Source organism: Nocardia sp. MDA0666, assembly GCF_003023875.1.
GTDB classification, from domain to species: domain Bacteria; phylum Actinomycetota; class Actinomycetes; order Mycobacteriales; family Mycobacteriaceae; genus Nocardia; species Nocardia aobensis.
Window position 1 is genome coordinate 176,861 of the sequence record NZ_PYHT01000005.1, and the last position, 14,152, is coordinate 191,012.

A 14,152-nucleotide genomic window follows, 5' to 3' on the forward strand; every position below is an offset into this window, starting at 1 on the left:
ACCGGTCTCGTGCTCACAGGTCGAGTTCGAGAGTGTCGCCCGCCGCGCGCGAGACGCAGGTGAGCATGGTGGTCTCGCGTTCGGCGGGACTCAGCCGCCGATCGCGATGGTCGACGGCGCCGGCGTGCACGGTCACCGCGCATGTGCCGCAGAACCCCTGCCGGCACGAATAGGCGACGTCGGGCAGGACCCGGCCGATGGCCGCCAGGGCCGACTCGTCGGCGGCGACGTCCACGGTATGACCGCTGCGCCGCAGCCGGATCCGGAACGGGCGGCCCTGCTGCACCGGCAGCGGCGAGAAACGTTCGGTGTGGACCGAGACGGTCGGCTCGTGGGCGGCGTCGGTGTCCAACGCGGCGGCCATGAGCGGCGGCGGACCACAGACGTAGATCGCGGTCCCGCGCGGTACGTCGGCCAGAATCAGATCCAGGTCGGCGATCCCGAATTCGTCGTCGGGCCGGACCTCGAGCCGTCCGCCGCGATGGGCCGACAGCTCGTCGAGGAACGGCATCGTCGCCCGGCTGCGGCCGAGATAGACCAGCCGCCAATCGATTCCGCGCCGTTCCGCGTCGGCCACCATCGGCAGCAAGGGGGTGATGCCGATGCCGCCGGCCACGAAGACGTAGTGCGGGGCGTCGATATAGCCGAAGGCGTTGCGCGGCCCGCGCACGCGCAACCGGTCCCCCACCGCCACGTCGCGATGGATCTCGTCGGATCCGCCGCCGCCCTCGGGCAGATGGCGCACGGCGATGCGATAGCTCCCGCGATCGGCCGGGTCACCGTTGAGCGAATACTGCCGCTGGCGCCCGGAGGGCAGGAGTACGTCGATGTGCGCGCCCGGAACCCAGCGGGGCAACTGCCCGCCGTAGGGCGCGACCAAAGTCAGCACCACCACGTCTCCCGCCTGCGTCTCGCGCCGGGCGACGATCAGCTCGCGTTCGAAACCACTGCGCCGCACCGGATTAGGTCGCGACAGCACCTCGATCGGCGGTTCCGTGGTGACGCCGCGGCGATACAGGTCGAACACGGCGCCGACCGCCCGCAGCGGCAGCGACGGCCGATACTCCGGCCGGTCGGCGGCGACCGGGTACGCCACCGCCGTCATCGTCGGCCCTCGCGCGCCGCCGGCGACTGCGCGAGATACCGCAGCGCGTTGTCCATACTGCCGAGCTGGGAGGGATGGAATCCGGGCCGCAGATATCGCGGAATCTCGGTCAGGAAGGTCGACATGCTCGGCACCACGCCACGGACGGAGGCGCTGAGGAACTGCAGCGGCCAGAACCGTCCCTTGCGGCGGTCGGGATCCTTGCCGAACAGATAGCCGCCGGCGACCACGAACAGCACCAGCAGCGACGAGCTGGCCAGCACGGCCGTGCGGGCCTTGCGCAGATATCCGCCGTCGACGTGCATGTACGCGTCGTAGACCACGCTGCGGTGTTCGACCTCCTCCGCGCCGTGCCAGCGAATCAGGTCCAGCATCGCCGGATGCATGTTCTTGGCCTCGAGCACGTCGTTGGTGAGCAGCCATTCGCCGATGACGGCGGTGTAGTGCTCCATCCCGGCGAACAGGCCCAGCCGCTCGCACAGCCACTCGTGTTTGGCGCGGCCGGTCAGGCCGTGATCGCCGAGGATCCGATCGACCAGCCAGGCCACCGTCTCCACCATCGGGGCCACGTCGAGCCCGAGCGACTCCAGGTGACGACGTGCCTGCGCGTGCGAGGTGGCGTGCTGATTCTCCTGGCCGATGAAGCCCTGCACCTCTTCGCGCAGCCGCTCGTCGTCGATATAGGCCAGCGCCTCGGCCAGGGCCGCGGCCATCGCGCGTTCCCCCTCCGGGAGAACCAGGTGCATCACGTTGATGATGTGGGTCGCCATGACCTCGCCCGGAATGTAGTGCATCGGGACGGAGTCGAAATCGAATCGCACATCGCGGGCCCTGATCGCGTGGGCTTGGTCGTCGTAGACCGAGGTGTTCATGGCGCGTCCTTGCGGGTGGTCGAAGCGATGCTCCGACCGTAATGTTGACATCACTAGATGTCAACAGCGGTCGATGTCAACAAAACGCCTCGTCACCGTCCCCCGGTAGCATCACGGCCATGGCCGATTCGCCGCACATTCCGAAAACGGGCAGCCGCCCCTGGCGTGGGCGCGAACCGGCCGATCGCATCGCCGCACGTCGCGAACGGCTGCTGCAGGCCGGTTACGAGCTCATGGCCGGCGCCGGCGCGGCCGAGACCTCGATGCGCGGAGTATGCCGACAGGCCGGGCTCACCGAACGTTATTTCTACGAGAGTTTCGCCAATCTCGACGATTTGATGACCGCCGTCCTCGAGAACACCGTCGAACAGTGCCGGGATCGACTCCTCGCCGCACTGGCCGACGCCCCCGAGGACCGGGATCTGTTGTTCGGTCACGTGGTACGCGCCTTCACCGATTTCCTCACCGAGGACCCCCGGCGCGGGCGCATCCTGTTCGTCGAATCGATCGCCACCCCGGCACTGACCCGGCGCGGCAGCGAACTGGTCGCGGTGATCACCGGGCCGATCGCCTCGGTGATCGCCGCCGACGACACCGACACCCCGGCCCCCGACGAGACCGACGCGACGCTCAACGCGATGGCCATCTTCGGCGCGCTCGCCTATTGCTACCGCCCGTATCTGATCGGCGACATCACCATCGATCGGGAGCGGTTCGACAACCACGCCGCCGCGATCATCCGGCAGCTCAGCACCGTGCGCTCGGCGCCGGTCCTGCGCTGAGCACCAGCATCCGACATCCGTCCCGCACACCGGTCCGGCACTGCCCGAAACAGTGCCGGACCTTGCCTCGCCCACCCTTCCGTAGTACCGTCCAGACACGTGTCCATCATGGATGGATCCGGAAATGCGGAAGGATTTCTCATGACGTTGGTCAAGCCGCGGCAGGTCTCCGGGGGCGAGCACGAGCACGGCCACCTCGAAGAGTTCCGCACCGATCCGATCGCGCTGATGCGGCGGGTGCGCTCCGAGTGCGGCGATGTGGGCTCGTTCCGGCTGGCCGACAAGGACGTCATCCTGCTTTCGGGCGCCGAGGCGAACGAATTCTTCTTCCGCGCGGCCGACGAGGATCTCGACCAGGGCGCCGCCTACCCGTTCATGAAGCCGATCTTCGGTGACGGCGTGGTCTTCGACGCCAGCCCCGAGCGCCGTAAGGAAATGCTGCACAACCAGGCCCTGCGCGGGGACTTCATGCGCGGGCACGCCGAAACCATCGCGCACGAGGTGCACCGAATCCTCGAGGGCTGGGGTGACGAGGGCGAAATCGACCTGCTCGAGTTCTTCGCCGAGCTGACCATCTACACCTCCTCGGCCTGTCTGATCGGCAAGAAGTTCCGGGAGGAACTCGACGAGCGGTTCGCGCACCTGTACCACGAACTCGAACGCGGCACCGACGCGCTGTGCTACGTCGACCCCTATGCGCCGATCGAGAGTTTCCGCCGCCGCGACGAGGCGCGCGCGAAGCTGGTCGAACTGGTCCAGGAGATCATGAACGGCCGCATCGCGAATCCGCCGCAGGGCAAAGAGGATCGCGACATGCTCGACGTGCTGGTCTCCATCCGCGACGAACAGGGCGAGTTGCGGTTCTCCGCCAGTGAGATCACCGGCATCTTCATCTCGATGATGTTCGCCGGCCACCACACCACCTCCGGCACCGCGGCCTGGACGACCATCGAACTGCTGCGCAATCCCGAGGTGCTGGCCGGAGTCGTCGGCGAACTCGACGAGCTCTACGCCGACGGCCAGGACGTGAGTTTCCATGCGCTGCGCCAGATTCCGCAGCTCGAGGCGACGTTGAAGGAGACGCTGCGGCTGCATCCGCCGCTGATCATCCTGATGCGCGTCGCGCGCGGCGAATTCGAGGTGTGCGGGCACAGCATCGCACCGGGCGATCTGGTCGCGACCACACCGGCGGTCTCCAACCGGATCGCGGAGGACTTCCCCGAGCCCGACCGCTTCGATCCGGGCCGCTACGTCGATCCCAACCAGGCGGATCTGGTGAACCGGTGGACCTGGATCCCGTTCGGCGCCGGACGGCATCGCTGCGTCGGCCAGGCGTTCGCCCTCATGCAGTTGAAGGCGATCTTCTCGATCCTGTTGCGGGACTGGGAATTCGAGATGGCGCAGCCCTCCGACAGCTACCGCAACGACCACTCCAAGATGGTGGTGCAGTTGCAGCAGCCGTGCACCGTCCGGTACCGGCGGCGCGGGTGAGCACCAGACTGCCGGGGACGGTGGTCGCCGTCACCGGCGGCGCGCGGGGTATCGGCTATTCGATCGCCGAACACCTGCGCGACGCCGGTGCGCGGGTGGCGCTCGGTGATATCGATGCGGCCGCCGTCGCCGAGGCCGGATCGCGGCTCGGCGCCGCGGCCGCCCTGGCCCTCGACGTGACCGACCCGGGCTCGTTCGCGGACTTCCTCGCGGCGGTCGAGACCGAGGCCGGTCCCGTCGACGTCCTGATCAACAATGCCGGCATCATGCCCGTCGGCCGCTTCACCGACGAATCCGACACCATCACCCGCCGCATCCTCGAGGTCAATGTCCTCGGTGTCATGAACGGCACCAAAGCCGCACTGCCCCAGATGCTTTCGCGCGGGCGCGGCCATATCGTGAATATCGCGTCGCTGGCCGGGGAGAATCCCACGCCCGGCATGGCGACCTACTGTGCGAGTAAACAGGCCGTCCTCGGCTTCACCGAGGCCATGCGGCTGGAATGCCGCGGCAGCGGAGTGCGCTTCTCGGCGGTGTTGCCGACCTTCACCCGCACCGAACTGATCGCCGGGACCAAGGCGCCGATGGGCCTGCTGGCCGAACCCGAGGATGTCGCCCGGGCGGTGGTGCGGCTGATCGCGCGTCCGCGGCGACGGGTCACGGTCACCCGCCTGGCCGGGGTGGCGATGGCGTTCAACAAACTCACGCCGCGCGCCTTCGGTGAATTCACCGCCCGCCGCATGGGAGTGCACCGAATATTCACCGACGAGGTCGATCGAACCGCCCGCGCGGACTACGACCGGCGGGTCGGCAACACACCGGAAGGCTGAAACCGCAAAGTTCCGGCTCGCGCCGGATATCTTCGAATCGGCGTACGCCCTGGTCATCGCCCGGAAATAGGCGAATATTCCGGCGTGCGCCCGTCGACGTCTTTTGAGAGCCGCACCAACGGGTACCCAGTCTGGGTCGGATTCAGTTGGAAGCGAGGTATCTCGAATGACACATGAACCGATCGCCCGTCGTGCCGAAACCGCCGCACGCCACGGTGCCAACAGTTATGACAACATCGAACCCTGGTTCGAGAAACTGGCCGCTCTGGATCATGCCGATCCGCATCGGGAGTCGGTCCGAGCGGAAATCATCGAACTCTGCCTGCCGCTGGCCGAGCATATCGCTCGGAAATTCTCCGGCCGCGGCGAGACGTTCGACGATCTGCACCAGGTGGCGAGGCTCGGTCTCGTCCTGGCAGTCGATCGATTCGATCCGGCACGGGGGAATTCCTTTCTCTCCTTCGCCGTGCCGACGGTGATGGGCGAGGTTCGCCGTCACTTCCGCGACTACACCTGGTCGACCCGGGTACCGCGCGCCGTCAAGGAATTGTGGCTGCGCATCGGTCCGACGACCGAACACCTGGCTCACGAACTCGGACGCATGCCCACGGCCCGTGAGCTGTCCGAAGCCCTCGACGTCGACGGTCCGCAGGTGGTGCAGGCCATGATCGCCGGCAACGCCTACCAGCCGAACTCCATCGACGCCGTCGTCGACACCGACGACGGCGCGATCATGGACAAGCTCGGTGCCGAGGAACAGTGCTACCAACTGACCGAGGACGCGATGGCGGTTCGCCCGCTCATCGATGCGCTGCCCACCCGCGAACGCAGAATTCTGATCATGCGCTTCTTCGAATCCAAGACGCAGAATCAGATCGCCGAGAAACTGCAGATCTCCCAGATGCACGTCTCCCGCATTCTGACGCGCACGCTGAAAAGTCTTCGGCAGCAGGCGCTCTGCGAGCCGCAGCCGACCTAGGGATCGAACCGTCCATCCACACGACCGAAAGGTGTAGTCATGCCCAAGGAATGGTCTGCCAAAGAAGAACGCCAATACGAACATGTGAAGTCCTCGGCTCGGAAACGAGGTGCGAGTAAGGGCCGCGCAGAGGAAATCGGCGCACGCACTGTCAACAAGAATCGCGCGCAAGCGGGCAAAACTCGTACCGCGAGCCGCAGTTCCACCAACGATATGTCTCCGCAGCGCCGCGGCGGCCAGCGGTCCGGCAAGGGGTCACAGGGCCCGACCCGTGATCAGCTCTACAACGAAGCGCGCCAACGCAATATCAAGGGCCGCTCCAAGATGACCAAGAAACAACTCGCCAGCGCGCTGGGCCGGTAATACCGAGGATCACGAATCCCCGGTACGAATCCGATTCTCGCGCACGACGTTCGAACGAAGAAGGGGTGCCCGGCCGATACGGCCGGGCACCCCTTTCTTCGGGTTACTCTCCTCACGTCGCCGTCAGGAGCCGCCGTTGCCTTGGTAGGCCTGCTGCCGCTTCTCCTCCACACCGGCTTCCGCGCGGTGCTTCTCGGCCTCGGCCTCCTTCTGGGCGGCCTCGCGCTGCGATTCGGCGCGGCTCTGCTGGGCCTTGCCCTCCTCGCGCAGGTCGTCCTTTCCGAATACCTGGCCGGCGGCTTCCTTGGCCTTACCCTTCGCGCCTTCCACGACGCCTTCGAGGCCTTCGCGGCCTCCGCCCTTCTCGTGCTCCGACAAGGGATTCACCTCCAACGCGTCGAAATCACTGACATCGGGCGCGATACCCGGCCACCCCGGCACGAAACGCCCTCCGACCGCTATTTCGGGCCGCTGTGGGCGTCCTCACCGCGTCCGGCCACCGCGCCTGCGCTCCCGCCACGGATGGGCGAACCAGGTCAGGAGAAACAGCACCGCGAAGCACACACCGATGACGGTGGCGGCGACCGCACCGGCCACCGTGTCGAAGATCAGCACCGCGACTCCGGTGAGCGCGATGCCGAGCAGCGCCAGCCCGACCAGCGCGAACGTGTGGGCAGTGCGCACCACGCTGCCGAGACGATGCTGACGGAACAGGATGCGGTGGGCGGCGACCGGCGCGATCAGGAAGACCGTCGCCGCGATCGAGGCGGTCACGACCGCCAGATACAGTCCGCGCATCGGCGTGGACATCGTGGGGAACCTGGCCTGGAACGGCAGCGTCAGCAGGAAGCCGGTCAGCAGCTGCACACCCGTCTGCACCACCCGCAATTCCTGAATCAAGCTGGTCAGATTGCGGTCCAGCTGTTCGGTTTCCGTCTCACCACCACGGACCTCGCGGTCCCATTCCCGATCGCGGTCTTCCCGGCCGCCGGCGGACTGCGCCTGCTCCATCCGACAACCCTATCCGTTCGTCCCGAGTGATCAATACTTTCGGCCATAATGGTGCCATGCACACCGTCGAGGCACCCGAAGTCCGCACCTGGAACTTCCCCCGCGGGATCGCCAGCGTCGCGGTGATGATCGAATTCGCCGCCGAACACGGGGTGGACCGGGCGCGGCTGCTCACCGGATCCGGTATCGGATCGGCCGCACTCACCGATCCCGGGGCCCAGATCCCGGCCGAGGCCGAACTGGCGGTGGTGCGCAATCTGGTCGCCGAACTCGGCGAGATCCCCGCGCTCGGCGTCGAGGTCGGGCGGCGGTACCGGCTGAGCACCTTCGGCATCTTCGGCTTCGCCTGCGTCACCAGCCCCACTCTGCGCGAAGCGATTTCGCTGGCGATGCGGTACTACCGCCTCGGATTCGCCTTCTGCACACCGATCGTCGAGTACCGGCGCGACGATGTGATCGCCTGGATTCATCACGAGCTCATCCCGCCGGATGTACAGACCTTCCTGGTGGAACGCGACATCGTCGCCATGCATCGGGTGATGGCCGATCTGCTCGGCCACGACTTCTCCTTCGCCCGGATGGAATTCGGTTACGACGAACCCCCCTACGCCGACCGGCTCGAGGCCGTGCTCGGCGCGCGGCCGCGCTTCGGGCGCGCGCACACCATGTTCACCGTCGCACCGGAGATCCTGGCCCAGCCGCTGCCGCAGGCGAATCAGCAGACCTGGGCGGTCTGTATCGCCCAGTGCCGCGATCTGGTGCAACGCCGCAGCGCGCGCACCGGTATCGCGGCCGAGGTCCGGGAACGACTGCTGCCCGGCAGCGGCGCGACCGGTATCACCACCCCGCCGCCGATCGAGGCCGTGGCCCGGGAGCTCAACATGAGCGTGCGGACGCTGCGCCGCCGCCTCACCGAGGCCGGGACCAGCTACCGGGCGCTGCTCGACGAGGTGCGCCGCGCGCTCGCCCAGGAGATGCTCTCGGGGACGCCCCTGACCATCGACGACATCGCCATCCGGCTAGGCTACGCGGAGGCGACGCCGTTCATCCACGCCTTCAAGCGCTGGACCGGAACCACGCCGGCCGCCTACCGGCGTGACCGGAACTATTGATTTTCTGGCCGTCGATCTCTGCGCCCGCCCCCTGATCCGCCCATACGGTACGGGTGGACGATCGGTACCAGGAAAGGGCGCGGCGATGGGGTTCGACTACGACGTGGTAGTCATCGGGTCGGGATTCGGCGGCAGTGTCAGCGCGCTGCGCCTGACCGAGAAGGGCTACCGGGTCGGCGTCCTCGAGGCCGGCCGCCGCTTCGCCGACGACGAGTTCGCGAAGAACTCCTGGCGCGCGCGGCAATTCCTGTGGGCGCCACGCCTGGGATGTTTCGGCATCCAGCGCCTGACCCTGTTGAAGGACACCTTCATCATGAGCGGCGCCGGTGTCGGCGGCGGCTCCCTCGTCTACGCGAACACCCTGTACGAACCGCCCGCGAAATTCTTCGCCGACCCGCAGTGGGCCCACATCACCGACTGGGACGCCGAACTGGCGCCGCACTACGACCAGGCCAAACGCATGCTCGGCGTCACCACGAATCCGGCGACCACGGCCTCGGACCGAGTGCTACGCGAGGTGGCCGAAGAACTGGGCGTGGGAGCGTCGTTCCGGCACACGCCGGTGGGAGTCCTGTTCGGCGGCAACGGCACTCGCGCCGGACAGGAGGTGCCCGACCCCTACTTCGGCGGTGTCGGACCGTCCCGGCGCACCTGCACCCACTGCGGCGAATGTATGACCGGATGCCGCCACAACGCCAAGAACACGCTGGTGAAGAACTACCTGTATCTCGCCGAGAAGGCCGGAGCCACCGTGCATCCGCACACCACCGTGGTGGATGTGGTGCCGCTGCCGTCGGGTGGGTACCGTGTCGACACCGTTCGCACCGGGCGCTGGATTCGCAAGGCACGCCGCAGCTTCACCGCCGACCAGGTGATCTTCGCCGCGGCCGCGCTCGGCACCCAGCGACTGCTGCACCGGCTGCGTGATCGTGGCTCACTACCGCACATCTCCGCGCGCCTGGGCTATCTGTCGCGCACGAATTCCGAAGAGCTGCTGTCGATCCGGAGCCGGCGCGCCGATACCGACTTCACCAAGGGCGTGGCCATCACCTCCTCGATCCATCCCGACGCCGACACCCATATCGAACCGGTGCGCTACGGCAAGGGCAGCAATGTGCTGTCGCTGATGACGACCGTGATGTACGACGAGGACGGCAGCACCTCGCGTACCCGGCTGTGGTTGCGGGAGAATTGGCGGCGCCGCCGCGATCTGGCGAAGGTGCACAATCCGCGCCACTGGTCGGAGCGGATGATCGGCCTGCTGGTGATGCAGTCGGTGGACAACTCGCTCACCACCTACACCGAACGCGGGCTGTTCGGCCGCCGGATGACCACGAAACAGGGTGAGGGACAACCGAATCCGACCTCGATTCCGGCCGGGCACGAGGTGGCCCACCGCGTGGCCGACAAGATCGACGGCATCGCGACCGCCGGTTTCACCAGCCTGTTCGGCATCCCGATGACCGGACATTTCATCGGCGGCTGCGTAATCGGCGATTCCCCGGAGACCGGCGTCGTGGACCCCTATCAGCGCATGTACGGCCATCCGGGCCTGCACATCGTCGACGGCTCGGCGATTTCGGCGAATCTGGGCGTCAATCCGTCGCTGACCATCACCGCACAGGCCGAACGGGCGCTGGCGCTGTGGCCCAACAAGGGTGAGCCGGATCGGCGTCCGGCGCTGGGCGCGCCCTACCGCCGGCTGGCCCCGGTCTCCCCCACGGCGCCGGTGGTTCCCGCCGACGCCCCCGGTGCGCTGCGGTTGCCGATCGTCGACATCACCTAGTTGCCCCGATCCGTCGGCACCACCGCTTCCGACGGTAGCTCCGGCGCGAGCGGTCCGAGCCGCAGCGACGCCTCCAGCAACATCGCGTGCACGAACGCCTGGGGCAGATTGCCGCGCAACTGCCGCTGCCGGACGTCGAATTCCTCGGCGAACAGGCCCGGTGTCCCGCACGAGGCGCGATTGCGCTCGAAGAAGCGCATCGCGGTCACCGGGCGGTCGAGCTGGGCCGCCGCCATCGCCATGGTGAAGCCGCACAGCAGGAACGCGCCTTCGCTCATCTCGAGCGGACGATCGTCGTGACGGTAGCGGTAGACGCAGTAATCGGTGGTCAGATCCCGCTGGATCGCGAAGAAGGTGGCCGCGTAGCGCGGATCGTCGGCCGGTATCGCACCGCGGATCAGCGGCAGGAGCAGCGCGGCATCCACACCCGGCTGATCGGGAGCCCGCTGCCAGCGACCCGTCGGATGCACTCCGGTGCGGGCCGCCTCGGCCACCAGCGTATCGGCCAGCGCACTGCAGTAGGCGGTATCGGCGCCGGTGTCCGGACAGGCCGCGACCGCGCGTAGCCCGGCCGCGCAGATCAGCCGGGAATGGGTCCACAGCCGGTCCTCGATCTCCCAGATCCCCGCGTCCGGGCGGCGATGGTTGTCCGCGATCGCCGACACCGCGATATCGACCGCGCGGCGGTGATCGCTGCCGAGCCGGTCGTGGCGAGCGGCCGCGGCGAACAACAGCAACGCCTCGCCGAAGATGTCGAGCTGGAACTGCCCGCGGACCCGGTTGCCGATGACGGGCCGCGCGCCCGGATATCCGGGAAGCTCGATCTCGCGCACCCGCGGCACACTCTTCCCGTCGATGGTGTAGGCGGGCGCCAGCGTGGGACCGTCGTCGAGCAGGCGGGCGGCCGTGAAACCGACCGCGGCGTCGAGCAACGGATGGGGGCCGCCGATCGCGATCGCCTGGCCGGCCAGGCATTGGTCGCGGATCCAGACGTAGCGATAGTCGTAGTTCTCGCCCCGGTCGGCGCGTTCGGGCAGGCTGGTGGTGGGCGCCGCCACCATGCCGCCGGTATCGGCGGTCATCCCGCGCAGGACCGCGAACGCGTGCGCGCTGTCGCGCGGCGCGGCCGTGGCACCGAAATCCGGGCGATCGCGCCGCCAGGCGTTTTCGGTTGCCTCCCAATAGGTATCGGGGTCCGGTAGATCATCGGGCAGGGCGCGATCGGACAGTTCCAGGATCAGATCGTGGTAGCCGCCCGCGGGCACCGAGAGGTGAGCCGTCCATCCCCGGCCGGAACCGTCCTCGTCGATTTCGGCGCCGGGCGCCCCGGTCCAGCGCATCCGCAGCCCGCCCGCGCGAGCCGTCCACACCCCGTCCGCGCAGCGCGGGTGGTGTATCGGCGCGGCGCCGAACCGCGCGACCGGCCGCAATTCCACATCGACCTCGGCATCCTCCTGCACCGCCACGACGCGCCGCATCAACACCGCCCGATGCCGATCGCCGGGAAAGGCCAATGCTTCCCGGCATTCGATCACCGCACTGCCGGACAGCCACCGTGACCGCCAGATCAGCGTGCCGTCCTCGTAGTAGCCACCCCAGACGAACGGCCCCGACGGCGTGACGGCGTACATGCCGGAACCGCCCAGCAGGCTCGCGAAGACCGCGTCTCCGTCCCAGCGCGGCAGGCACATCCACGAGATGTCGCCGCGCGGACCGACCAGGGCGCCGCGCTGACCGTCCGCGATGAACGAGTACTCCCGCAGGACATGGGGGGCGGCAGCGGAATTCGCGATCATGATCGGGGCATACCACGAGAAGACCTGCTCAACCGCCCACCCGCTACCGGCGAGGTGGGCGATCCGCGGCAGAGGGCATTCCGCCCGTCCGGGCCTTCCTCAGGCCTTGTGCTGAGCGGTGGAGCGGGCGGGATTGCCCTGCGCCGCCGCCTTCGGATCCTTCTCGTCCTGTTTCGCCCGGACTCCGGATTCCACCCGGTCGCCGAGATCCTTATCGACATTGCGCCAGTATTCGAAGGCGCGCGCCAGGACCGGCTCGGACACCCCGTTGAGCAGATGGCCGACGATATTGTCGGCCAACCGTTCTCGCGCCGCGTCGTCGAGTACCTGGCGCACGAGAGTGCCCGCTTGGCCCCAATCGTCGTCGTCACGGCGCAGTGTGTAGGCCTCGCGCACCATTTCGCCGTCGGTGTACCAGCCGGCGGTCGGACCGGCCCGGCCGGGTTCGGCGTGCGGACCGCCCTTGGAATTCGGCACGTAGACCGGGTCGCCCGGATTGTGGTGCCGCATGTGGCCGTCCTTGGTGTAGGAATGCGACGGCGACTTCGGCGCGTTGACCGGCAATTCCTTGTAGTTCGCGCCGATCCGGTAGCGGTGGGCGTCCGGATACGAGAACCACCGGCCCAGCAGCATCTTGTCCGGGCTCGGACCGGTGCCCGGCACCGCGCTGCTCGGTTCGAAGGCGGCCTGTTCGATCTCGGTGTGATAGTCGGAGGGATTGCGGTTCAACGTCATCCGGCCGACCTCGTAGAGCGGATAGTCGCCGTGCGGCCACACCTTGGTCAGATCGAACGGGTTGAACCGATAGGACTTGGCCGCCTCGAACGGCATGATCTGCACCTTCAGCGTCCAGCTCGGATAGTCGCCGCGCTCGATCGCCTCCCACAGATCCCGGGTGTGATAGTCGGTATCCATCGAGGCCATCTGATCGCCCTCGTCCTGGGTGAAGAACTCCACACCCTGGTCGGTGAGGAAGTGATACTTGACCCAGTGCTTCTCGCCCTCGGCGTTGATCCACATGTAGGTGTGGCTGGAGTAGCCGTTCATGTGGCGCCAGGTGCGCGGGATACCGCGATCGCCCATCAGCCAGGTGACCTGGTGCGCCGACTCCGGCGACAGCGTCCAGAAATCCCACTGCATGTCGTGGTCGCGTAAGTTGTTGTCCGCCCGGCGTTTCTGCGATCGGATGAAGTCCTGGAACTTCATCGGGTCGCGGACGAAGAAGATCGGCGTGTTGTTGCCGACCAGGTCGAAATTGCCGTCCTCGGTATAGAACTTCAACGCGAATCCACGCGGATCACGCCAGGTGTCCGGGCTGCCCCGCTCACCGGCCACGGTGGAGAACCGCGCCAGCATCTCCGTCCTCGCCCCGGGCTGGAAGACCTTCGCGCAGGTATAGGCACTCATATCCTGCGTGGTCTCGAAGACCCCGAACGCGCCGCCGCCCTTGGCGTGCGGCTGACGTTCGGGGACGCGTTCGCGGTTGAACGCCGCCATCTTCTCGATCAGATACGCGTCGTTGAGCAGGATCGGGCCGTCGGGGCCTATCGTCAGCGAATCTTCGTCGCTGGCGACCGGAATTCCGGCGTCGTCGGTGGTGAAACCGCCGGCGCGAGTCTTCTCGACCATCTCTCTCCTCTCCCGAACCGGATCGGCGCGGTGGTCACGCCCCGCGACGGACCCGCGGCTCTCCCCTGATCAGTGCCCCTGTCGCTGCTGCGGATCCCACTGGTCGCGAGCCTGCGTCCGCTTGCTCTCGAGCGCGATCCACGCCACGCCGCTGATCAGGCACACCGCGCACACCACACCGGCCACGATCGCCCATCCGCCGAAGCCGTATCCGGCCGCGGTCAGCGCGAGCGCCAGCGCGACGAAACTCAAGGCACACAGCACGATGCCTGGAATGTTGTACGTATCCTCGATTCCCTCACCGGCATGCTTGCGCGGCGCTCGCAGCATCCGCCGCCGCTGCGCCTGCTCCTGCGATGTGCTTCCACGCGCCATCCGCGGGTCCGTCATCATGGC

General features: G+C 67.5%; 14 protein-coding genes. 7 read left to right on the forward strand and 7 right to left on the reverse strand.

All coding sequences use genetic code 11. The features are described 5' to 3' along the window. Positions 1–13: 13 nt before the first annotated feature. Both C8258_RS10750 and C8258_RS10755 read right to left on the reverse strand, forming a co-directional pair. Positions 14–1,105 (reverse strand): PDR/VanB family oxidoreductase, encoded by a 1,092-nt coding sequence (locus tag C8258_RS10750; protein ID WP_106955047.1) that lies wholly within the window; start codon positions 1,103–1,105, stop codon positions 14–16. Continuing rightward, positions 1,102–1,977, reverse strand: a complete 876-nt coding sequence (locus C8258_RS10755; protein ID WP_106955048.1) for a metal-dependent hydrolase — start codon at positions 1,975–1,977, stop codon at positions 1,102–1,104. The genes C8258_RS10750 and C8258_RS10755 overlap by 4 nt, the downstream gene beginning before the upstream one ends. Positions 1,978–2,096: 119 nt before the next feature. Between C8258_RS10755 and C8258_RS10760 the strand changes: the two genes are divergently transcribed. The 5 genes from C8258_RS10760 (at position 2,097) to C8258_RS10780 (ending at position 6,422) form a co-directional block, all read left to right on the forward strand. Beyond that, positions 2,097–2,759 carry a TetR/AcrR family transcriptional regulator gene (locus tag C8258_RS10760; RefSeq protein WP_106955049.1) on the forward strand — a complete coding sequence of 221 codons (663 nt, stop codon included), beginning with the start codon at positions 2,097–2,099 and terminating at the stop codon, positions 2,757–2,759. A gap of 141 nt (positions 2,760–2,900) precedes the next feature. After that, a complete protein-coding gene (locus C8258_RS10765; protein ID WP_063064041.1) occupies positions 2,901–4,250 on the forward strand; it encodes a cytochrome P450 in 1,350 nt (449 codons plus the stop codon). After that, a complete protein-coding gene (locus C8258_RS10770) occupies positions 4,247–5,080 on the forward strand; it encodes an SDR family oxidoreductase (protein WP_106955179.1) in 834 nt (277 codons plus the stop codon). Before C8258_RS10765 ends, C8258_RS10770 begins: the two co-directional genes overlap by 4 nt. 166 nt (positions 5,081–5,246) lie before the next feature. Beyond that, on the forward strand, positions 5,247–6,059 hold the full coding sequence (locus C8258_RS10775; RefSeq protein ID WP_106955050.1) for an RNA polymerase sigma factor SigF: 813 nt from the start codon (positions 5,247–5,249) through the stop codon (positions 6,057–6,059). A 39-nt stretch (positions 6,060–6,098) separates the two neighbouring features. Beyond that, the gene (locus tag C8258_RS10780; RefSeq protein ID WP_030515621.1) at positions 6,099–6,422 is read left to right on the forward strand and encodes a hypothetical protein; all 324 of its coding nucleotides are present in this window, start codon (positions 6,099–6,101) and stop codon (positions 6,420–6,422) included. A gap of 123 nt (positions 6,423–6,545) precedes the next feature. On the opposite strand, the gene C8258_RS10785 is transcribed toward C8258_RS10780, so the two are convergent. Both C8258_RS10785 and C8258_RS10790 read right to left on the reverse strand, forming a co-directional pair. Continuing rightward, positions 6,546–6,800, reverse strand: coding sequence for a CsbD family protein (locus C8258_RS10785; RefSeq protein WP_063064183.1), 255 nt, complete (start codon positions 6,798–6,800; stop codon positions 6,546–6,548). A gap of 105 nt (positions 6,801–6,905) precedes the next feature. Then, positions 6,906–7,433 (reverse strand): DUF6328 family protein, encoded by a 528-nt coding sequence (locus C8258_RS10790; RefSeq protein WP_106955051.1) that lies wholly within the window; start codon positions 7,431–7,433, stop codon positions 6,906–6,908. 56 nt (positions 7,434–7,489) lie between these two features. Here C8258_RS10790 and C8258_RS10795 point away from each other — a divergent pair, with 56 nt between their 5' ends. Next, positions 7,490–8,545, forward strand: a complete 1,056-nt coding sequence (locus C8258_RS10795) for an AraC family transcriptional regulator (protein WP_106955052.1) — start codon at positions 7,490–7,492, stop codon at positions 8,543–8,545. A gap of 85 nt (positions 8,546–8,630) precedes the next feature. Further along, complete coding sequence (locus C8258_RS10800) at positions 8,631–10,331, forward strand: FAD-dependent oxidoreductase (protein ID WP_106955053.1); 1,701 nt, start codon at positions 8,631–8,633, stop codon at positions 10,329–10,331. On the opposite strand, the gene C8258_RS10805 is transcribed toward C8258_RS10800, so the two are convergent. The 3 genes from C8258_RS10805 to C8258_RS10815 all read right to left on the reverse strand — a co-directional run bounded on the left by C8258_RS10805 (position 10,328) and on the right by C8258_RS10815 (position 14,149). Next, a complete protein-coding gene (locus tag C8258_RS10805; protein WP_106955054.1) occupies positions 10,328–12,127 on the reverse strand; it encodes a glycoside hydrolase family 15 protein in 1,800 nt (599 codons plus the stop codon). The genes C8258_RS10800 and C8258_RS10805 overlap by 4 nt on opposite strands. A gap of 99 nt (positions 12,128–12,226) precedes the next feature. Next, the gene (locus tag C8258_RS10810) at positions 12,227–13,756 is read right to left on the reverse strand and encodes a catalase (protein ID WP_106955055.1); all 1,530 of its coding nucleotides are present in this window, start codon (positions 13,754–13,756) and stop codon (positions 12,227–12,229) included. 69 nt (positions 13,757–13,825) lie between these two features. Next, positions 13,826–14,149 carry a hypothetical protein gene (locus C8258_RS10815; protein ID WP_233225001.1) on the reverse strand — a complete coding sequence of 108 codons (324 nt, stop codon included), beginning with the start codon at positions 14,147–14,149 and terminating at the stop codon, positions 13,826–13,828. Positions 14,150–14,152: the final 3 nt, after the last annotated feature.